Consider the following 18,931-nt stretch of genomic DNA (forward strand, 5'->3'; position numbering starts at 1 on the left):
GTTCAGAAGCGAGGCGCCAGATCGCCCCGTTTCGGCAGGCCGGCACGGCTGTCGCTCGGTTCCAGCGACACCGGTTTCGGCTCCGCGTGCGGCGCGCATTCCGCGCGCCGCGCCGGCGCCTCACCGCGCAGCAGATAGTCCTCCAGATAGGTGTTGACGCACGCGTTGGCGGAGCCCGCGATTCCGTGGGTGCCGGCGTCCCGTTCGGTGATCAGGACCGAGCCGGCCAGCCGTCGGTGCAGTTCCAGCGCCCCTTCGTACGGGGTCGCCGCGTCCCGTTCCGCCGCCAGGATCAGGGTGGGGGGCAGCTGGCCGGGGAAGGTGCGGACGTCCAGGGGGTGTTGCCGGGGCGCGGGCCAGTAGGCGCAGGGGAGGTTCATCCAGGCGTTGTCCCAAGTCTCGAACGGTGCCCACGCGGCCAGCGCGGTGTTGTCGCGGTCCCAGACCCGCCACTCCGTGGGCCAGGGCGCGTCGTTGCACTCGACGGCGGTGTAGACGGCGTTGCCGTTCTCGCTGTCGGGGGCGGCCTCGGGCCGGGGCGAGGCCTGGGAGATCAGCGGTTCGGGGTTGCCCTTCAGATACTCGGACAGGGCGGTGGCCCGGATCGCCCAGTAGTCGTCGTAGTAACCGGCCGAGAGCATCACGCCCTGGAGCTGGCCGGTGCCGACCTTCCCGCCCGCGGGCTTCCGCTCGACCCCCTCGCGCACCTTCTCGTAACTCCGCTGCACCTCCTCGGCGGTGGTGCCCAGGTGGTACGCCTCGTCGTGCTTGGCGACCCAGGTACGGAAGTCCTCCCACCGCCGCTCGAAGGCGGCCGACTGGGCGAGGTTGTTGCGGTACCAGACCTTCCGGGGGTCCGGGTCGACCGCCGAGTCGAAGACCATCCGGCGTACGTGGGACGGGAAGAGCGTCGCGTACAGGGCGCCGAAGTAGGTGCCGTACGAGGCTCCCATGAAGGTCAGCCGCTCCTCGCCCAGGCCCGCGCGCAGCACATCCAGGTCGCGGGCGTTGTTCAGCGAGTTGTAGTGGGGGAGCGCGTCCCCCGCGTTCTCCGCGCAGCCCCGCGCGTACGCCTCGGCTTCGGCGATCCGCTCCCGCTTGTACGCCTCGGTCGGGTGCGTCGGGTTCTGGGTGGGCGCCCGCAGTGTGGCCGCCGGGTCCTCGCAGGAGAGCGGGGCCGAGCGGCCCACCCCGCGCGGGGCGTAGCCCACGATGTCGTACGCCTTGGCGATCCGCTTCCACTCGGGCAGTCCGGCGGCGAGCGGGAAGTACATGCTGGAGGCGCCGGGGCCGCCGGGGTTGAAGACCAGCGCGCCCTGGCGCTCCTCGGCCGTACCGCTCGCGCGGGCCCGGCTGACGGTGAGGCTGATGGTCCGGCCGTCGGGCTCGGCGTAGTCGAGGGGGACCTCGACGATGCCGCAGGTGACGGAGGCGGGCAGCATCTCCGTCTTGGGACAGGCCCGGAAGGCGATACCGGCGCCGGCGGCGTGGGCGGCGGCCAGAGCGACACCACGGGCCTCACGGATACCGCCGCGCGCGGCGGTGCCCAGGGCCGCGGTGGCGCCGCCGTCGGCGGTCGCGCCGTCCGCCGGGACGGTGACGAGGGCCGACAGGACCAGGGACCCGAGGGCGGTCAGCACCCCGCACTTCGCTACTGCTCTCATCGCGTTCCCTTCGTGCGTGCGGTTGTGGGATCAACCGCAGAACAGAGGGTCGGCAGCGCGCCGGGGCTGTGCAAGGACCACCGGAAGGTGTCGGGGCCAATGACCCCGATGCGCCGTCGGTCCGCTCCGGCGCGCGGACCGGCGCGTGGTCAGCTTCCCCCGCCTCCGCAGCCGCCCCCGCCGCCTCCGCAACTGCTTCCCCCGCCACAGCTGCCTCCGCCGCCTCCGCCGTCACCGGAGCCGCCGCCCGACCCGCCGCCCCCGCAGGAGGCGGCCCCGCAGCCGGCTCCGGCCCCGCCGCACGCCGTACCGGACCCCGGCACCGCGCCCGAGCACCAGGCGACCACCGCCGCGCCGGAGGAAGCCGCGTACGGAGCCGGGAAGTCCCGCCCCGGCCGCATCCGCGCGGCCTCCCGCAGCTGCGCCCGGAACACCGGGTCGGCCACGCCCGCCGGGCCCTGGGCCGCGACCAGGCTCGCCGGGGACGGGACGGTCGAGGCGAGGAAGTCGCGCAGCGCCCGCCGGCCCGCCCGGGTGATCCGCTTGCCGGCCAGGTTCGAGCAGGCGAACCCCGCGAACGCGCCGACGAACAGGGTCGGCAGCACCGAGTAGGCGGGCACGCCCGCGACCGGGGAGTCGGGGAAGGCGAAGGTCGCCACCGAGGCCAGCAGGAACGACAGCGGCAGCAGGATGACGCAGACCAGCCCCTGGGCGATGCCCCAGACCCGCCAGACCCGTATCCGCGCGCGCGGCACCAGCAGACCGCGCGCCGCGAGCGCGTCCCCGATGTCCTGCACGGTCCTGCCGCGCATCACCGCGAGCCGCAGGGTGTGCAGCCCGCCGTGGGGCGCGGCGGCGTGCTCCAGGAGCACCGAACGCTCCACCGGGTCGTACGCCTGCGGACGCTGTACGGCGACGATGCCGGGGCCGCCCACGGCCAGTCTGCCGTCCGCGCGCATCCCGGCGATCGCCGCCTCCGCGACCCTGCCGGGCCCGCCGCCGAGGAACGCGGCCTCCCAGAGGTCCCGCACCCGGGCGCTCGCCCCCGGCGCGTCGCGGCGGCGGGAGCGGGCGACGCCGGTGACCAGCGCCACCGTCGATATGACGACGGCGAGATGGACCAGAACCGGAAGAGCGCTCATCGTCCCCGGCCCCCCGTCCCGACGAGGGCGGCACGGGCCGCGCGGACCAGCCGGGTCGCCCGGCGCGGCGGCCGCGCGGACGCGCGCTCCCGCCACCACTGGGTCAGCCGCCGCCGGGCGGCCGGGTCCTCGGGGCGGTCCCCGATCAGCAGATGCTCGGCGAAGTCGAGCGCGTCCCGGCGGTATCCGCCGCGCAGCGGCCGCGCGGCGGCGTACTCCACGAACGCCGGGCGGAAGCCGGCGCCGAGGATCCCGGGCAGCTCCGGGGCGACCTTGGCGACGACCCCGGCGCGCTTGGCGGTGAGGGCGCGGCTCTGCGTCCGTAGCCGCCGCGGGTCGAACCCCTCGGGTACGGGGCCCCCGGCGACCAGGGCGGACAGCAGCGCGGCCTGGCTCAGCGCGAGCCGCTCCCGGGCGGTCCCGGTGCTCCGCGGTGGCCCGTCATCCGGGCGCGGGGCGGGCCCGGACCGTACGGGGGGAGGCCCGGACGTCATGGTGAGCGTCTCGCGGATGCGCGTCAGCTCGCCCGCCAGCTCGGCCCCGGGCGGGAAGTCGTCGTCGCGCTCCAGCAGGACGCCCGGCGGGTCGACCCGGGAGCGCAGCTCGGCCAGGATGTCGAGGACGGGCCGGGTCACCGGGTGGGCGTGGGTGTCGTGCCAGACGCCCTCGCGTTCGACGCCGCCCGCGACATGGACGTACGCGATGGCCTCGACCGGCAGTTCGTCCAGCGCCTTCGCCGGGTCCTCGCCGAGGTTCACGTGGTTGGTGTGGAGATTGGCGACGTCGATCAGCAGCCGGACCCCGGTGCGCTCGACCAGCTCCGCCAGGAACCGGCCCTCGCTCAACTCCTCGTCCGGCCAGGCGATCAGCGCGGCGATGTTCTCCACGGCGAGCGGTACGGGCAGGCAGTCCTGGGCGATCCGGATGTTCTCGCAGAGCACGCGCAGCGCGTCCCGGGTGCGCGGGACCGGCAGCAGATGGCCCGCTTCGAGCGTGGGCGAGGCGGTGAGCGGCCCGCCGGCCCGTACGAACGCGATGTGTTCGGTGACCAGTGGCGAGCCGAGGGCCTCGGCCCGCTCCGCGAGGTCCGCCAGCCGCCGGGGATCCGGCCGGTCGGCGCCGCCGAGGCCGAGCGAGACCCCGTGCGGTACGACGGTGACGCCGCGTTCGCGGAGGCGGACGAGGGACTCGGGCAGATGGCCGGGGCAGAGGTTCTCCGCCACCGCCTCGACCCAGTCGATCCCGGCGAGCGCCTCCACGGCGGTGGCTATCTCCGGGCGCCAGCCGATCCCGATGCCCAGGCGTGGTGTGCTGTTCATGGTTCCCCCTGCATCTGTTCTCCCCCGTGCGCGATGTACCGCGTGGAGGGCCTATGACCCCGGGCGGCGCCGGTGAATCCAGGGAGGGGGACGTTCAGAGGATGATTTGAGGTTCCTTCTCCGCTCGGTCGCGCGCAGGCCCGTTCCGGGGCCCGTCCGAGCGCCCCGGGCGGGCCCCGGAACGCGGCAAACGGCAGATCCCTCCGCAGCGGGCTGCGGAGGGATCTGCCGTACGGACGGGTCGCGCGCCGGGGCTCAGTTCGCCGCGGGCTCGGGGGCGGGCCGGTTGGTGTTGATCGCGGCCGGGGCTCCCGGCGGCGCCGGGGAGGGCGACGAGGAGAACTTCAGGTCCCCGTTCGGGGTGATCGGCACGGCGGCCGGCGGCAGGTTGCCGTTCGGCGGCGGCGGGCCGGTCGGGCTGGCCGTCAGGTTGCCGGCCGCCTCGTTGGCGAGGGCGTCGAAGTCGACCTTGCCGGTCGCCTCCAGCATGGTGATGTGGTCGAGGACGGTGATGTTGGCGTCACTCGCCAGCTGCCGCACCAGTTCGTTCCTGGTGGTGTGGCGCACCAGCGCGACCAGCGAGAAGACCTTGCCGTGCGCGTTGCGCAGCAGGTTGGCGAACTTCCGCTCGTACTCGTCGCCCTGGGCCGCCGACAGCTCCGCCAGCCAGCCCTGCTGCTGCTCGTTGGGCTGGTTGGGCAGCTCGACCCCGAGCTTGGCCGCCGCGGATATCACCCGCGCGTCGAGGTCCTTGTGGCCGACGACGAGGTGGTCACCGCACTCCTTGATGGCCGCGGTGGGCGCGCGGTCGATGGCCTGCTGGCCGGCCGGCAGCTCCCAGAGACCGGCGAGCCGTACCTTCACGAGGAAGTCGCGGTCCGTCGCGGTCAACGGCCCCCACTGGGTGGAGACGGTCGACGCGGCGACATTGGCCTGGCCTGTTCCGGAACGGTCGGCGTACGACCAGACGGGGAATGCCAGTGCCCCGACTGTCACGGTCAATGCCGCGATGATGAGCGCCGTACCGTTGATGCGTCGCAACAATGTGCTGCCTCCCGTACCGAAAAAATGTCACTTGCTGAATCAACCGCTGGCCGATCGGCCGTTCAACATACGTGGCGGTAATAGCAAGTACGCACGGGAGGGTCGGAGTGTTCAGCTCCTAGCGGGTTCAACTTCTCAGCTCCTCGGTGAGGTCTCAACTCCTCAGCGAGGGGTGGTCGGAGACCACGGTGGCTGATCCGGCGGCGATCTCCGTGAAACCGGCATCACGGACCACCGGCAGTCCGCCCGAGACGAGTTCCCGCCACCGCGCGGGGCCGGCGGTCCGTACGGCGAGCGGGAATCCGGCCGCGCGCCAGCTCGCGCGGTCCGCCTCGCCCAGCTCCCACCAGGCGAGTTGGGCGCCGTGCCCGGCCTGGGCCATGGCCTTGCCCGCCGACATCTCCAGCCCGGGGCTCAGCCACAGGACGGGCACCCCGGGGGCGGGCGGGGGCGGCGGCGCGGGATCGTCCAGGTCGGTGCCCGAGACCTGGAGCTTGGCCAGTTCCTTGGGCCAGCCGTCGAGCGGGACCGGGGGGAAGACCCGTACCTCGGCGGTGGACGCCGTGTCGGTCGCGGGGCCGGTGCCGGTCACGGTGAGGCCGGGGAGCGCGGTGGCGCGGCGCCACTCCGCGCCGCGCGCCCTGCGCACCACCTTGCGGATCTGGGTGTCCTGCCAGTCGCGGACGGCGCGGGCCCACTCGCCCTCGGTCTCGCCCTCGCCCAGCGACCGTTCGTCGGAGAGCAGGGTGAGCACCGCGCGGGCCGCCGTCTCCAGGGCGTCGGTACGGGCGGGCGGCGCGGCCTTCTCGATGTGGACCAGCAGCGGCAGTACGTACTGCGGCGCGATGTCGTGGGAGGTCTCCGCGCGGGGGGAGGGGCTGTCGGGGGCGCTGCTGCTGTTCTCGGTGCTCACCCGGCCAGTCTGCCAGCCGGTCCCGTGCCCGGCGCCACGGCTTTTCCGCCCATATCTCCGCCTGTACCGCCACCGGTACTTCCAGGGCGATCCATTGGTGATTCCCGTCACGCCACAGGCGCCGGTCTTCGGGGAGAGGGGTGCGTGATCGACCGGCCGAGTGAGGCGACTCCGCAGATCTGATATTACGTACCGATGAAACTTCAGGGAGTGGGCCGCCGTTACGGCCTCGGCGGACCATGGGTGCTGCGCGGGGTGGATCTCGGTCTGACCGCAGGCACTCTGGTCCGGGTCGAGGGCGGCAACGGCAGTGGCAAATCGACCCTGTTGCGGCTGCTGGCGGGGATCGACACCCCCACCGAAGGCCGGCTGACGGATCGTCTCCGCACGGCGTACGTCCCCGAGCGCTTCCCGGTGTCGATGCCCTTCACGGCCGCCGGGTATCTGGTCAACCTGGGCCGGGTCCACGGGCTGAGCAGCGCGGTCGCCGCCGACCGGGCCGTCGAGTGGCTGGACCGTTTCGGGGCCGGTGAGCACGCCCGTACCCAGATGTCCGAGCTGTCCAAGGGCACCAGCCAGAAGGTGGCGGTCGCGCAGGCGCTGCTGGCCGAGGCGGAGTTGCTGGTGCTGGACGAGGCATGGACCGGACTCGACGCCATGGCCCGTACGGAACTGGACCTGGCCGTCAGGGAACGCGTCGCGGCGGGCGGCACGGTCGTGTTCGTCGACCACGACCCACGGCGGCTGGCGGGCGTCGCCGACGAGGTGTACGCGGTGACGGACCTCACCCTCGTACGGCGCGAAGGGGAGGACCCGGTCCCGGCGGACGACGACGGTCCGAGGGTACGGATCGTGGCGGCGGGCCCGGAGGGCGCCCTGCCACCGGCCGGACTGCCGGGCGCGCCGGTGTGCGAACCGGGCGAGGACGGCTCCGTCCTGCTCAGCGCGGAGCAGACGTACTCCGACGAGCTGCTGCGGGCACTGCTGACGGCGCGTCCGGCCTGGCACATCCGGGAGGTACGGACCGAGGCGGTACCGCTCCCCGGGACGGCGCCTTCCCCGGTCGAACCTTCCGTAACCGAACCTTGCGTAACCGAACCTTCCGCGGCCGAACCTTCCACCACGGCGGCTTCCACCACGGCGGCTTCTGCCTCAGAGGCTTCCGCTTCAGCGGCTTCCACTTCCGGCACGACGACGGGGCGCTCCTCCCGATGACCGCACTGCTGCGCTATCAGATCTCCCTGCTCCTGCGCTCGCAGCGCTGGCTGCCGCCGATCCTGCTGTACGGGATCTTCCTCGTGGTCGGGGTGCAGGTGGGGCAGCCGGTCCTGGACTCGCTCGGTTACGCGGCGGCCGTGCTGCTGCCCGTCACGGCCTGGCTGGTACGGATCTGTGTCACCCAGGAACCGGCCGCCGCCCGTGCCGTCACCACTGCCGCGACCGGCGCCCGCCGGGTGCATCTGGCGGCGCTGCTGGCCGCCGTGGCCGTCGCCGGGGCGCTCGGGGCGGCCGGCACGCTGATCGTCGTCCTGATCAGCGAGGCGAAGAACGCGGACCACACCGTGGGGGTGCCCCTGCTGCCCGCCGGGGCGGCCGGACTGCTGGCCGCCGCCGTCTGTCTGCTGCTCGGCACGGCGGTCGGCGCGCTGTGCAGCAGGCCGGTGCTGCCGGGCCGGGCCTGGCCGATCGCGACGAGCATCCTGGTGTCGCTGGCCGCCCTGGTGACCACGGGCTCCCCGGCGAAGTACGCGATCGTCGGACTGGTGACCGGCTCGCGTTCCGGCACGGTCCACACGCCGGGACTGTCGCTCGTGGCCGCCGCGCTGGTGGCGGCCGTGGCGGGCGCGGCGGCCTGCTGGGCCGCCACCCGCCGGGAGTGAGTACGCTCGAACGCGTGACGGAAGAGGGCGCCGAGAGCGCCGAGGGCGCCCGGGGCGCCGACGAATACGCCGCGTGCGTGCTGTGCCAGGAGCCGACCGAGTACCCGAAGACGGTCAGGGGCGCGACGCTCTGCCCCGTCTGCGAGTGGCAGGAAGCCCAGCGGACGGCGTGCTCGGGCTGAGCGCCGCCGCCCGGGGCCGGGCGGCGACCCGGCCGTTCTCAGCGCCCGGTTTTCCTCATCAGCGTGGAGACCTTGACGAAGCGGTAGCCGCGTTCGCGCAGCTCGGGCACGATCCGGCGGATGGCGTCCTCCGTCACCGGGGCCGCGCTGCGCGTGCAGTGCAGCACCACCAGTGAGCCGGGCTTCACCCCCGCCAGCACCTGTTCCGCGACGGCGTCCGCGTCCGTCGCGAAGGCGTCGCCGCTGACGACGTCCCACTGGACCGCCGTCACCCCGGTCGGCGCGAGCGCCCGCAGCGCGGCCTTGTCGTAACAGCCGCCGGGGAAGCGGAAGTACGGGACGACATTGCGCGCCCCTGCCTCCCGGAAGGCGGTGAAGGCGCGCCGGACGTCGGAGGCCGCCCGCTGCTCGCCGATGACCGGCAGCCCGTAGCAGTCGGCGGTGAAGGCGTAGTGGCTGTAGGAGTGGTTGGCGATCTCGAAGAGCGGATCGTTGCCGATCTCCTTGGCCTGGGCCGGATACTCCTCCGCCCACCGGCCGGTCATGAAGACCGTCGACGGTACGTCGAGCCGGCGCAGCAGGGCGATCAGCGAGGGGTTGTCGAAGCGCTCGCCGCTCGCGGCCCGGGGGCCCTGGTCCGCCGTCATATCGGCGTCGAAGGTGAGCGCCACGGTCTTCCCGGCGTCCGGCGCGCCACGGGTGAAGACCGGGGCCAGCCCGCCGGGCCCGGGGGCCAGGGTCGGCGGCCCCGCCACCGCGTCGGGGCGTGGGGAGGGGGAGCTCCGGGCGGGAGCGGCGTCCCCGGCGCGCGCGGCGTCCCCGGAGCGAACGGCAGAAGAAGCGGAGCCGGAGGGGGCGGCGGCCGGGGCGGGACCGGATCCGCCGCCCCCGCATCCGGTGAGGATGGCGCCCAGGACGGCGGCGGCGGTGAGCGCGCGTACATATCTGGTATATCTGGTCACCCAGGGAAAATATATGATGATCTCCCCATGGGGCGCGCGGCGCCCTCTCGCGCTCCCCCGATACCGCCGAACGCGAAGCCTACGCGCCCTCCAGCAGCCTCCGACGGCTCTTCTCACGGTCGAAGCCGCCCTTCGGATACTCCGGGGCCAGCGCCTCCAGATGCTCCAGCAGCAGCGTGCTGATCGCCCAGTTCCGGTACCACTTGCGGTCGGCGGGGACCAGGTACCAGGGTGCCGAGGCGGTCGAGCAGCGGCGGAGCGCCAGCTCGTAGGCCTTCTGGTACGCGGGCCACAGGGCGCGTTCGTCGAGGTCGGACGAGTTGAACTTCCAGTGCTTGTCCGGATTGTCGAGGCGGGCCAGCAGCCGGTCGCGCTGCTCCTCGAAACCGATGTGGAGGAAGACCTTCACCACGGTCACACCGTCGTCGGCCAGCTCCTGTTCGAAGCGGTTGATCTGGTCGTAGCGATGGCCCAGATCGCGGTGGCTTGCCAGCTCGCGGACCCGGGCGATCAGCACGTCCTCGTAGTGCGAGCGGTCGAAGATGCCGATCTCGCCGGGTTGCGGCAGCGCCCGCTTGATCCGCCAGAGGAAGGGGTGGCGCCGCTCCTCGGCGGTCGGGGTCTTGAAGGCCCTGATCCGGCAGCCGGAGGGGTTGAACATCCCGATGACGTGCGCGATCGTGCCGCCCTTGCCGCTGGTGTCCATCCCCTGGAGCACCAGCAGCACCCGGCGCCGGTCGCCCGCCGTGCTCGCCGCGTACAGCCGGTCCTGGAGCCCGCCGAGACGTTCCGCCATCCGGGTGGTGGCCGCCAGCGCCGCCGCCTTGTCCGCCGGGACGCCGGGGCCGCCCGGGGTGGCCTTCGTGTCGTACGCGGAGAGATCGACACCGTCGCCCCCGGGGACGCGCAGCGTCTTGCGGAGGCAGGGTTTCGCGGAAGGGTTGGCCGGTTTCTTGGCCGGTTCCTTCTCTCTCGCTCTGCTTTTCTTCTCCTTGCCGTCCTTCTTCGCCACGGCGCTCGCCTTCCGTCGGTTCCCTTGAGCGTGCGGCGGATCCGCGCGGTCTGCGACCGCTGGCCCCGGAACCCCGGCGGTCAGGACAGGGCGACGAGCCGCACCACGGTGACGGTGAGCACCGAACGCGAGACGTAGTACAGGACGATGGCGCCGGACACCGTCGACTCGCGCCGGTCGTGCTCACCCTTCACCGGGGTCGAGCCGTGCCCGTACGGATCGAGGCCCAGCGTCCCCTCCATCGTGTGCAGGAACGCTCCGGCGTCCCGCATCTTCGACAGGGAGTCGTCCGTGGGCGGCGCGTAGGAGATGCGGTAACTCAAGCCGCACCTCGCCGCTCGGCCTCGTCCAGTGCCAGCCGGTGCAGGATCTCGTCGGCCTCGGGATCGGGTACGGCCTCCAGCATCCAGTGCCGCATCACCGCGTGGATCTCGTCGACACCGGCTTCGTTGATGGCACGGTCGAAGTCATCGCGTCTCTCGTCGGGCAGCGCGGCACGGATGTCGGGGATGCTGTTGGGCACGTCGACTTCGGCGCCGCCGACGAACGTCTTCAGAGGTTCGGTCATGATCGCTCTTCCTCTGTGCGGGTCGGCACTGCCGCCACATTAGACGAGTCATTCCGAAGTCCCGTCTGCGGGGAGGAGCCATGCGCGCGCTCCTCCGGCGACCTCCCCCGGACTCCGTCCGGGGGTACCCCCGGACGGAGTCCCCACGCGGCGTTGCCGTCGGTCAACGACTCACCCACGGCCCTGAGGGAGCGGGACGGGCCCCACCGCGTCGCTTCCCTCCTCCGCCGTGCGGCGGCCCGCACCTGACACCTCCCCGCCCGCTCCGAGGGGGCGGACGGCGCTCCCTCGGGATAATTCGTCCAGCGGGAGCGAAGGCTCCGGAACGTACGTTCCGGAGCCTTCGCTCCCGGTGCTAACGCCAGGGGCCGGTCACCGCGAAAGTAGTCCCCGGGGTGTAGCAGTTGACGTACATCGTGGCGCCGTCCGGCGCGAAGGTGACCCCGGCGAACTCGCCCCACTCGGGCTTCTCGGCGGTGCCGCCCGTCGCGGTAGCGGCTGATGTCAGGGCCTGGGCGTTGCGGGCCATCGCGTACACCTCGCCGCGCCGTGTCACGCCGAACACGTGCTGCGCGCCCCCGCCGTCCTCGCAGACCATCAGGCCGCCGCCCGGGGCGAGGCAGATGTTGTCCGGGGACTCGCCGGGCAGGTCGATATCGGTGTCGGGGCCGAAGACGATCACCAGGGTGAGCCGGCGCCGGTGGGGCTCGTACTTCCAGACCTGGCCGAAGTGGTCCGCGCCCGATCCGTCGGAGCCGCGCGCGAAGCTGGAGACGAAGTAGACGGAGCGGTCGCCCCAGTAGCAGCCTTCCAGCTTCTGCGCGTGGGTGATGCCCCGGGGGCCGAAGTCCTGGAAGCGGATGGCGGTCTCGCGCGCCAGCGGGTCCGGTACGGGGACCCACTCCACCCGGTCGAAGACCGTACCGGCCTCCTGGATGACGGACAGGTCCGGCACCCCCGGCACCCGCATGGCCTCCAGGGCCCCGCCCGCGCGCAGCGAGCCGAGGCCGCCGAGCGGCTTCTCCGGGAGGAAGCGGTAGAAGAGCCCGAACGGGTGGTCGAACGCGTCCTCGGTCTCGTACACGATGCCGCTGTGCGGATCGACCGCGATCGCCTCGTGCTGGAAGCGGCCCATCGCGGTCAGCGGTACGGCGCCGCTGCGGTGCGGATCGGCGCCGTCGACCTCGAAGATGAAGCCGTGGTCCTTGGTGTAGCCGTTGGTGCCGGCCCGGTCCTCGGTCTCCTCGCAGGTCAGCCAGGTGTTCCAAGGGGTGGGCCCGCCCGCGCAGTTGACGGCGGTGCCGGCGATGGCGACGCGCTCGCCGAGGACATTGCCCCGCCCGTCGAGTTCGAGGGCCGTACAGCCGCCCTTGCCCATCGGGTCGTAGGTGAGTCCCTCGACGGTGGGCACGGCGAGGGGCGCGTTCTTGCGGTTCTCGTGGTTCCGTACGAGATGGGTACGGCCCCGGCGTCCGGCGAAGGCGGCCATACCGTCGTGGTTGCTCGGGACCAGGCCCTCGCCGGAGCGGAGCGGGTCGCCCTCTCTGGAGAGGACCTGGTAACGGAAACCTTTCGGCAGATCGAGCAGTCCGTCCGGGTCGGTGATCAGTGGACCGTAGCCGCTGTGGCCGGGCCCCAGGGCGGCGGCGGAGCCGGTGAACAGCTCCGACACCGCTCCCGTGAAGGCGATACCGGTGGTGGCCGCGCCGGTGGCGGCGAGGATCTGACGGCGTGTCGCGGACATGAGGCAACTCCCTGCTGGCGGACAGGAGACGGTGACCGCATGTGTCTAGCACGTGTCCCTGGGCCACGTGAACCACGGGGGTCGCGGCGTGCCCCGGTGTCGCGCGTGGTACCGGAGGGAGCGCGGGCGTCCGGGAACGCGCGGAAGGTCCGGTACGCGCAGGTGGTGGCGCGGCCGGACCGGTGCCGTGCTCAGACCAGCGACGCGGTCAGGGTGATCGTCGTTCCCGTGAGTGCCTGGCTGACCGGGCAGTTCTCCTTGGCGTCGGCGGCGGCCCGCTCGAAGCCCTCGGCGTCGAGCCCGGGGACCTCGCCGCGCACGGTGAGGTGGATGCCGGTGATGCCGGTGCCGGGCCGGAAGGTGACCTCGGCCCCGGTGGTCAGCCGGGTCGGCGGGGTGCCCGCCGTGGCCAGGCCGTTGGAGAGCGCCATCGAGAAGCAGCTGGAGTGGGCGGCCGCGATCAGCTCCTCCGGGCTGGTCCTCCCGTTCGGGCTCTCCGCCCGGGAGGGCCAGGAGACTGCCTGGTCGGGGATGCCGGAGGAGTCGAAGGTGACCGTCCCGGTGCCCTTGAGGAGGTCGCCCTCCCAGACGGTGTGTGCCTGACGCGTGGTGGCCATGGTGGAGCCCTTCTGCCGGTTGCGTAAGCCTGCGTGCGCCTTCGTACGTCCGCGTACGGAGGCTTCGTACGCGGAACGGACGGGCCCCCGCCCCGGGGCGGGGGACCACGCGTCGAACCTACTGCGCGACGAGCGCCTTCGCGTCGCGCGCCAGCGCCGTCAGTCGGGAGATCGCCCGGAAGTACTTCTTGCGGTAGCCGCCGTTCAGCATCTCCTCGCTGAACAGCCGGTCGAACGGGAGCCCGGACGCGAGCACCGGCACCTCCCGGTCGTACAGCCGGTCCGCGAGGACGACCAGCCGCAGGGCGGTCGACTGGTCGGGCACCGCCACGACATCGGTGAGGCAGACCGCCCGTACGCCGTCGGTGAGCGCCCCGTACCGGCTCGGATGGACCGAGGCGAGGTGGTCGAGGAGCCCGGGGAAGCCGTCCAGACTGGCCCCCTCGGTGGCGTACGCGGTCCTGGTCACCTGATCGGTCGAGTACGGCGCGGGTGCCTCGGGCAGCCCGCGGTGGCGGTAGTCCTGGCCGTCGATGCGCAGCGGGCGGAACTGCGCGGACAGCCCCTGGATCTCCCGCAGGAAGTCGACGGCGGCGAACCGGCCCTCGCCGAGCTTGCCCGGCAGGGTGTTGGAGGTGGCGGCCAGCGCCACGCCCGCGTCGACCAGCTTGCCGAGCAGGGTGGAGACCAGGACGGTGTCGCCGGGGTCGTCCAGTTCGAATTCGTCGATGCAGAGGAGCCGGTGGCCGCCGAGCGTCCGTACGGTCTGCTGGAAGCCCAGCGCGCCGACCAGGTTCGTCAGCTCGACAAAGGTGCCGAAAGCTTTCTGCTCCGGGGCGGCCGGGGTGGCGTGCCACAAGGACGCCAGCAGATGCGTCTTGCCGACCCCGTACCCGCCGTCCAGATAGACCCCGCGCGGCCCCGTGGGCGCCTGCGGCTTTCTGGCGAACCAGCGCCGCTTGCCGTGTCCCGTCCCGGCCACGTGCGCGCCGCCGAGACCGGCGGCGAAGGCGTCGAGGACGGTGACGGCCTCGGACTGGCTCGGCTGGTGGGGATCGGGTACGTACGTGGCGAACCGTACGGAATCGAAGCGCGGCGGCGGCACCATCTCGGCGACCAGCCGGTCGGCGGGGACATGCGGCTCGCGGGCGCAGAGGGAGAGCGGAGCCGCTTCGGCTATCGGGGTGCGGCCGGAGGCGGCGGGGGAGGACGACACAGTTAATAACTCTATGCGCCGTGCCAGACTGCTTCGCATGCGACGCCTGTTTCCTGTGACCGACCCGACACTCTCCGCTACCGCCGACCGTGAGTGGACGTTCGACGAGCTGGCGGAGGCGTACGCGTACCCCGCCCCCGGGGAGTGGGACGACGGGCGGTGGCTGCGCGCCAACATGGTCTCCTCGCTGGACGGCGCGGCCCAGCACGAGGGCCGCTCGCAGTCCCTCTCCTCCGCCGCCGACATGCGGATCTTCGGCACCCTGCGGGCGCTCGCCGACGCCGTGGTGGTGGGCGCGGAAACGGTTCGTCTGGAGGGGTACCGGCCCGCCCGCGCCCGGGACGCCTTCGCCGCGCGCCGGGCGGCGGCCGGGCAGTCGCCCGCGCCGGTGATCGCCGTGGTCAGCGCGAGCCTGGAGCTGGACCTCACCGCCCCGCTGTTCACCGCGCCGCTGGTCCCCACGCTCGTCCTGACGGGCGCCGCCGCGCCGCCCGAGCGGATCGCGGCGGCCCGGAAGGCGGGCGCGGAGGTGCTGATCGCCGGGGACGGTGCGGGGGTGGACCCCGCCCGTGCCGTACGGGAGCTGGCGGAGCGGGGGCTCGTACGGCTGCTCACCGAGGGCGGGCCCCGGCTGCTGGGCCAGTTCGTGGCGGCGGGTGTGCTGGACGAGATGTGTCTGACGGTGTCGCCCACGCTCACCGCCGGATCGGCGCAGCGCGTCGCGTCGGGCCCCGCCGTCGCCGTACCGGAACGGTTCGCCCTGGCGTCGCTGCTGGAGCGGGACGGGTTCCTTTTCACCCGGTACCGGCGTGTCCGGTCAATCGGCTGACGCGCCATGACAATCAGCGGAATTTGCCGTTCCGCTTAGCCGGCGGTGGGCAGACTTAGTCTCATCAACCCCGTGCGGGCACGGGGAAGGATGGTTTCAGCAGTGGGCCGGACGGCCCCTCGAGAAGTAAGGACGCCTGCCGTGTTCACCAGCGTATTGATGATCGAGAAGCCGCTGTCCGCAGAGGACGTCGAGTTCGTCACCACCCTCCACGGCGACGAGACGGTCTCCTTCGTCGTGCTCATGCAGCCCCGGGGCGACCAGGCGGATCTGCTGCTGCGCGCCATCGACGACGTCGCCGCGGGCGAACTGCGGGAAGCCGTCAGGGAGGGCGAGGAACCGGAGGGGAGGCAGGCCAGACAGCCGGCGGAACTCGCACTCGAACACTCGCTCGCGGGGTTGCGCGGTCAGGGCGCCGAGGCCACCGGCCAGGTCGTCGAGGAGCATCCGCTCGACCATCTGAAGGCGGTGGTCGACGAGTCGGGCGCCGACGAGGTGATCGTGCTGACACAGCCGCACTACGTGGAGGAGTTCTTCCACCGCGACTGGGCCTCCCGGGCCCGTCACAAGGTCGGCGTACCGGTGCTCAAACTCTTCGCGCACAGCGAATAGGGTTAAGCCGGACCCCTTCTCGTAGAACATGGGAGAACACAGGTATGGCACCCGGCTCCGGTATCCCCGAGACCATGGAACGACCGCACTTCATCGGTATCGGCGGCGCCGGAATGTCGGGTATCGCCAAGATCCTGGCCCAGCGCGGGGCCAAGGTCGCGGGCAGCGACGCCAAGGAGTCGCCGACCGCCGAGGCGCTCCGGGCGCTGGGGGCGACCGTGCACATCGGCCACGCCGCCGGGCACCTCGCGGACGACGCGTCCTGCGTGGTCGTCTCCAGCGCCATCCGCGCCGACAACCCCGAGCTGGCCCGCGCCGCCGAGCTGTCGGTGCCCGTCGTCCACCGCTCCGACGCGCTGGCGTCGCTGATGGGCGGCGCGCGCGCCATCGCCGTCGCGGGCACCCACGGCAAGACGACCACCACCTCCATGCTGGCCGTCGCCCTCACCGGGCTGGGCCTCGACCCGTCGTACGCGATCGGCGGCGACCTCGCGGGCCCCGGCACCAACGCGCTGCACGGCGCGGGCGAGATCTTCGTCGCGGAGGCCGACGAGAGCGACCGCAGCTTCCAGAAGTACGACCCCGAGGTCGCCGTCGTCCTCAACGTCGAGCTGGACCACCACGCCAACTACGCCTCGATGGACGAGATCTACGAGTCCTTCGAGACCTTCGTCGGCAAGATCGTCCCCGGCGGCACCCTGGTGATCTCCGCCGACCAGCCGGGCGCCGTCGAGCTGACCCGGCGGGTCCGGGACCTCCCGGACCTCAAGGTCGTCACCTACGGCGAGTCCGAGGGCGCGGACGTACGCGTCCACAAGGTCACCGCCCGCGGCCTGACCAGCGAGGTCACGGTCGTCCTCGACGGCCGCTTCCTGACCTTCACCGTCTCCGTGCCCGGCCGTCACTACGCCCACAACGCGGTCGCCGCCCTGGCCGCGGGCGTCGCCCTCGGCATCCCGGCGCACAATCTGGCCTCGGCCCTCGGTACGTACACCGGGGTCAAGCGCCGGCTCCAGCTCAAGGGCGAGGAGGCGGGCGTCCAGGTCATCGACTCGTACGCGCACCACCCCACCGAGATGACCGCCGACCTGGAGGCGATGCGCTCCGCCGCCCCGGCCGGATCGCGGCTGCTGGTGGTCTTCCAGCCGCACCTGTTCTCCCGTACGCAGGAACTCGCCACGGAGATGGGCCGGGCGCTCGCCCTCGCCGACGCCTCGGTGGTCCTCGACATCTACCCGGCCCGCGAGGACCCGATCCCCGGGGTCACCAGCGCCCTGATCACCGACGCGGCCACCGCCGCGGGCGCCACGGTCACGCCGCTGTCCGACAAGGGCGCGGTCCCGGACACCATCGCGGGAATGGTCCGGCCCGGCGATCTCGTTCTCACCATGGGCGCGGGCGATGTCACGGACCTCGGTCCGCTGATCCTGGCCCGGCTGACCGACTGAGGGAGACCACATGGCGTACGACATAGAGAAGCCCGACGAGCAGTGGCGCGCGGAGCTGTCACCCGCGGAGTACCAGGTGCTCCGGCAGGCCGGCACCGAGCCCGCCTTCGTCGGCGAGTACACCGACACGAAGACGGCCGGGGTCTACTCCTGCCGCGCGTGCGACGCCGAACTCTTCCGCTCCGACACCAAGTTCGAGTCGCACTGCGGCTGGCCGTCCTTCTACGACCCGAAGGACACGGACGCGGTCGAGCTCATCGAGGACCGCTCCCACGGCATGCGCCGGGTGGAGGTCCGCTGCGCCCGCTGCGGCTCGCACCTGGGCCATGTCTTCGAGGGCGAGGGGTACGCGACCCCGACGGACCAGCGGTACTGCATCAACAGCATCTCGCTGCGGCTGGCGCCGGACGGCGAGGGCTGAGACTCCGGCAGCACACGCCGGGTGGCGTCCCACCGGACGCCACCCGGACGTCGTTTCCGACGTCCCCGGCCGCCCGTGCTGTCCGGCTGTGTCCGTCGTACCGCCTACGCGGGCCGGAGCAGGTCCCAGCGATTTGCCGTAGAGGTCCTCGAAGACCCCGACCGAACCGTACGGCTCGTGCCGGGGCTCCTCGCAGGAAGCGGACCCCGGCGCAAGGCGGCCGGGAGTCCTCGGCGGGGGGGGGGCACCTCCCAGCAGCAGCCGGGGGAGGGCGTGATGGGCGGCACGACGGGCAAAGTGCCGGGAGCTAGCATCGGAAGCGGCGGAGATCGCCGGGTACGCGCCGGTGTATCGGGCGGGTGCCGCCGATACGGACACGGGTGGAGGCGATGGAGTGAGGCTGTTCCGGCGAGGGCCGAAGCGCGACGGTCGTGACACGCCGAGGGACCCCGCGTTCTCCTTCTTCTCGGTCGGTGAGGCCGCGCTCTTCCGCAGCCAGGTCCGGGAGGCGTTCGCGGAACACGGGCTGGAGGTCACGCTCTACGCGGACATGGTGACCGACAGCTCCGGCCGCCGGTTCGGTCTGGGGAATCTCGCCGCGGTCTGCCACAACGACGAACGCGGCCCCCGGGTCTGGGGCGATCTGGCGCGCAGACACGCGGGGATGGTGCTGCGCACGATGGACGGCCCCTCCGCGCTGGACACGCTGGAGCCCGAGCAGATCCGCGCCCAGCTCTACCCCCGGGTGATCAGCGAGGACAGCCTCGACCCGCAGGCGTTCGGCTACGCGCGCTCGGTCGCCCCCGGGCTGTACGAAGTCCTCGCCCTCGACCTCCCCGAGAGCGTCATGATGCTCACCGACGAGGCGCTGGAGCCGCTCGGCGAGGTCGGGTGGCTGCGGGACCGGGCGCTGCGCAATCTGCGGGAGCTGCCGGTCGAGGGGCGCGAGACGGTCAAGGAGCCCGGCGGGACACGTTTCGAGGTGGTCCTCGGTGACTCCTTCTACACCGCCAGCCGGGTCCTGGCCCTGGAATCGCTCGTCCGGGAGGTCACCGGGGAGCTGATCCCGCCCGAGGGCGCGCTGGTCGCGATGCCCTTCCGCCATCAGCTCGCGTTCCATGTCATCCGGGACGCGACCGTCATCCCGTCCCTGACCTCGATGGTGTCCTTCGCCGCCGAGGGGTACGAGGACACCCCGGGGGCGGTCAGCCCGTACGTCTACTGGTGGCGCGGCGGCACGCTCACCCAGCTCAGCGCCAAGGACGAGGAGGGGCTGCGGATCGTCGTCGGCGACGACTTCCAGGAGCTGCTGGAGCGGCTGACGGGCAAGGACTGACAGCCGGACCGGCCGGCGCGCG

General features: G+C 72.6%; 19 protein-coding genes and 2 pseudogenes. 8 read left to right on the forward strand and 13 right to left on the reverse strand.

From position 1 onward, the window contains the following. Positions 1-2: 2 nt before the first annotated feature. The 5 genes from ACIP8W_RS20390 to ACIP8W_RS20410 form a co-directional block, all read right to left on the reverse strand. Positions 3-1,664 carry an alpha/beta hydrolase gene (locus ACIP8W_RS20390; RefSeq protein WP_402204037.1) on the reverse strand — a complete coding sequence of 554 codons (1,662 nt, stop codon included), beginning with the start codon at positions 1,662-1,664 and terminating at the stop codon, positions 3-5. 149 nt (positions 1,665-1,813) lie between these two features. Continuing rightward, positions 1,814-2,806 carry a TIGR04222 domain-containing membrane protein gene (locus ACIP8W_RS20395; protein WP_401955928.1) on the reverse strand — a complete coding sequence of 331 codons (993 nt, stop codon included), beginning with the start codon at positions 2,804-2,806 and terminating at the stop codon, positions 1,814-1,816. Beyond that, complete coding sequence (locus tag ACIP8W_RS20400; RefSeq protein ID WP_401955927.1) at positions 2,803-4,125, reverse strand: DUF692 domain-containing protein; 1,323 nt, start codon at positions 4,123-4,125, stop codon at positions 2,803-2,805. Before ACIP8W_RS20400 ends, ACIP8W_RS20395 begins: the two co-directional genes overlap by 4 nt. Positions 4,126-4,380: 255 nt before the next feature. Next, the gene (locus ACIP8W_RS20405; RefSeq protein WP_401955926.1) at positions 4,381-5,166 is read right to left on the reverse strand and encodes a DUF4142 domain-containing protein; all 786 of its coding nucleotides are present in this window, start codon (positions 5,164-5,166) and stop codon (positions 4,381-4,383) included. A gap of 157 nt (positions 5,167-5,323) precedes the next feature. Then, positions 5,324-6,082: a peptidyl-tRNA hydrolase gene (locus ACIP8W_RS20410; protein WP_401955925.1), complete on the reverse strand. Its 759-nt coding sequence runs from the start codon at positions 6,080-6,082 to the stop codon at positions 5,324-5,326. A gap of 195 nt (positions 6,083-6,277) precedes the next feature. Between ACIP8W_RS20410 and ACIP8W_RS20415 the strand changes: the two are divergent. The 3 genes and pseudogenes from ACIP8W_RS20415 to ACIP8W_RS20425 form a co-directional block, all read left to right on the forward strand. Beyond that, positions 6,278-7,144: pseudogene (locus ACIP8W_RS20415) on the forward strand (ATP-binding cassette domain-containing protein); the annotation flags it as partial. 149 nt (positions 7,145-7,293) lie between these two features. Beyond that, the gene (locus ACIP8W_RS20420; RefSeq protein ID WP_401955924.1) at positions 7,294-7,962 is read left to right on the forward strand and encodes an ABC transporter; all 669 of its coding nucleotides are present in this window, start codon (positions 7,294-7,296) and stop codon (positions 7,960-7,962) included. Positions 7,963-7,976: 14 nt separating this feature from the next. After that, positions 7,977-8,144 (forward strand): hypothetical protein, encoded by a 168-nt coding sequence (locus ACIP8W_RS20425; RefSeq protein ID WP_402204040.1) that lies wholly within the window; start codon positions 7,977-7,979, stop codon positions 8,142-8,144. Between the two features lie 38 nt (positions 8,145-8,182). Here the strand turns inward: ACIP8W_RS20425 and ACIP8W_RS20430 are convergent, their stop codons facing one another. The 7 genes from ACIP8W_RS20430 to zapE form a co-directional block, all read right to left on the reverse strand. Continuing rightward, positions 8,183-9,106 (reverse strand): polysaccharide deacetylase family protein, encoded by a 924-nt coding sequence (locus ACIP8W_RS20430; RefSeq protein WP_402204042.1) that lies wholly within the window; start codon positions 9,104-9,106, stop codon positions 8,183-8,185. Between the two features lie 79 nt (positions 9,107-9,185). Continuing rightward, a complete protein-coding gene (locus ACIP8W_RS20435) occupies positions 9,186-10,118 on the reverse strand; it encodes a PPK2 family polyphosphate kinase (protein WP_402152030.1) in 933 nt (310 codons plus the stop codon). 80 nt (positions 10,119-10,198) lie between these two features. After that, positions 10,199-10,441, reverse strand: a complete 243-nt coding sequence (locus tag ACIP8W_RS20440) for a hypothetical protein (RefSeq protein WP_401955920.1) — start codon at positions 10,439-10,441, stop codon at positions 10,199-10,201. Next, the gene (locus ACIP8W_RS20445; protein ID WP_401955919.1) at positions 10,438-10,686 is read right to left on the reverse strand and encodes a hypothetical protein; all 249 of its coding nucleotides are present in this window, start codon (positions 10,684-10,686) and stop codon (positions 10,438-10,440) included. Before ACIP8W_RS20445 ends, ACIP8W_RS20440 begins: the two co-directional genes overlap by 4 nt. A 355-nt stretch (positions 10,687-11,041) precedes the next feature. After that, a complete protein-coding gene (locus tag ACIP8W_RS20450) occupies positions 11,042-12,430 on the reverse strand; it encodes an alkaline phosphatase PhoX (RefSeq protein ID WP_402204045.1) in 1,389 nt (462 codons plus the stop codon). A 191-nt stretch (positions 12,431-12,621) separates the two neighbouring features. Beyond that, positions 12,622-13,047 (reverse strand): OsmC family protein, encoded by a 426-nt coding sequence (locus tag ACIP8W_RS20455; protein ID WP_401955917.1) that lies wholly within the window; start codon positions 13,045-13,047, stop codon positions 12,622-12,624. A 118-nt stretch (positions 13,048-13,165) separates the two neighbouring features. Beyond that, positions 13,166-14,263 carry a cell division protein ZapE gene (zapE, locus tag ACIP8W_RS20460; protein ID WP_401956001.1) on the reverse strand — a complete coding sequence of 366 codons (1,098 nt, stop codon included), beginning with the start codon at positions 14,261-14,263 and terminating at the stop codon, positions 13,166-13,168. A 37-nt stretch (positions 14,264-14,300) separates the two neighbouring features. Between zapE and ACIP8W_RS20465 the strand changes: the two genes are divergently transcribed. The 4 genes from ACIP8W_RS20465 (at position 14,301) to msrB (ending at position 17,573) form a co-directional block, all read left to right on the forward strand. Then, the gene (locus tag ACIP8W_RS20465; protein ID WP_401955916.1) at positions 14,301-15,092 is read left to right on the forward strand and encodes a pyrimidine reductase family protein; all 792 of its coding nucleotides are present in this window, start codon (positions 14,301-14,303) and stop codon (positions 15,090-15,092) included. A 141-nt stretch (positions 15,093-15,233) separates the two neighbouring features. Then, entirely contained in the window at positions 15,234-15,704 is a 471-nt protein-coding gene (locus ACIP8W_RS20470) for an indole-3-glycerol phosphate synthase (protein WP_401955915.1), read from the forward strand. Positions 15,705-15,748: 44 nt separating this feature from the next. Further along, complete coding sequence (gene murC / locus ACIP8W_RS20475) at positions 15,749-17,152, forward strand: UDP-N-acetylmuramate--L-alanine ligase (RefSeq protein WP_401955914.1); 1,404 nt, start codon at positions 15,749-15,751, stop codon at positions 17,150-17,152. Positions 17,153-17,162: 10 nt separating this feature from the next. Continuing rightward, positions 17,163-17,573, forward strand: a complete 411-nt coding sequence (gene msrB / locus ACIP8W_RS20480; RefSeq protein WP_401955913.1) for a peptide-methionine (R)-S-oxide reductase MsrB — start codon at positions 17,163-17,165, stop codon at positions 17,571-17,573. A gap of 104 nt (positions 17,574-17,677) precedes the next feature. On the opposite strand, the pseudogene ACIP8W_RS20485 reads toward msrB, so the two are convergent. Next, positions 17,678-17,771, reverse strand: a pseudogene (locus ACIP8W_RS20485) (VOC family protein); the annotation flags it as partial. Between the two features lie 196 nt (positions 17,772-17,967). On the opposite strand from ACIP8W_RS20485, the gene ACIP8W_RS20490 reads away from it, so the two are divergent. Continuing rightward, positions 17,968-18,909 (forward strand): hypothetical protein, encoded by a 942-nt coding sequence (locus ACIP8W_RS20490; protein WP_402204048.1) that lies wholly within the window; start codon positions 17,968-17,970, stop codon positions 18,907-18,909. Positions 18,910-18,931: the final 22 nt, after the last annotated feature.

Source organism: Streptomyces sp. NPDC088554 (genome assembly GCF_044752945.1).
Taxonomy (GTDB): Bacteria; Actinomycetota; Actinomycetes; order Streptomycetales; family Streptomycetaceae; genus Streptomyces.

What these genes read in the sequence shown, in the direction of transcription:
- ACIP8W_RS20390 (WP_402204037.1), bottom strand. Translation starts at nt 1,664, where the DNA reads ATGAGAGCAGTAGCGAAGTGCGGGGTGCTGACCGCCCTCGGGTCCCTG.
- ACIP8W_RS20395 (WP_401955928.1), bottom strand. Translation starts at nt 2,806, where the DNA reads ATGAGCGCTCTTCCGGTTCTGGTCCATCTCGCCGTCGTCATATCGACG.
- ACIP8W_RS20400 (WP_401955927.1), bottom strand. Translation starts at nt 4,125, where the DNA reads ATGAACAGCACACCACGCCTGGGCATCGGGATCGGCTGGCGCCCGGAG.
- ACIP8W_RS20420 (WP_401955924.1), top strand. Translation starts at nt 7,294, where the DNA reads ATGACCGCACTGCTGCGCTATCAGATCTCCCTGCTCCTGCGCTCGCAG.
- ACIP8W_RS20445 (WP_401955919.1), bottom strand. Translation starts at nt 10,686, where the DNA reads ATGACCGAACCTCTGAAGACGTTCGTCGGCGGCGCCGAAGTCGACGTG.
- ACIP8W_RS20450 (WP_402204045.1), bottom strand. Translation starts at nt 12,430, where the DNA reads ATGTCCGCGACACGCCGTCAGATCCTCGCCGCCACCGGCGCGGCCACC.
- ACIP8W_RS20455 (WP_401955917.1), bottom strand. Translation starts at nt 13,047, where the DNA reads ATGGCCACCACGCGTCAGGCACACACCGTCTGGGAGGGCGACCTCCTC.
- ACIP8W_RS20465 (WP_401955916.1), top strand. Translation starts at nt 14,301, where the DNA reads ATGCGACGCCTGTTTCCTGTGACCGACCCGACACTCTCCGCTACCGCC.
- murC (WP_401955914.1), top strand. Translation starts at nt 15,749, where the DNA reads ATGGCACCCGGCTCCGGTATCCCCGAGACCATGGAACGACCGCACTTC.
- msrB (WP_401955913.1), top strand. Translation starts at nt 17,163, where the DNA reads ATGGCGTACGACATAGAGAAGCCCGACGAGCAGTGGCGCGCGGAGCTG.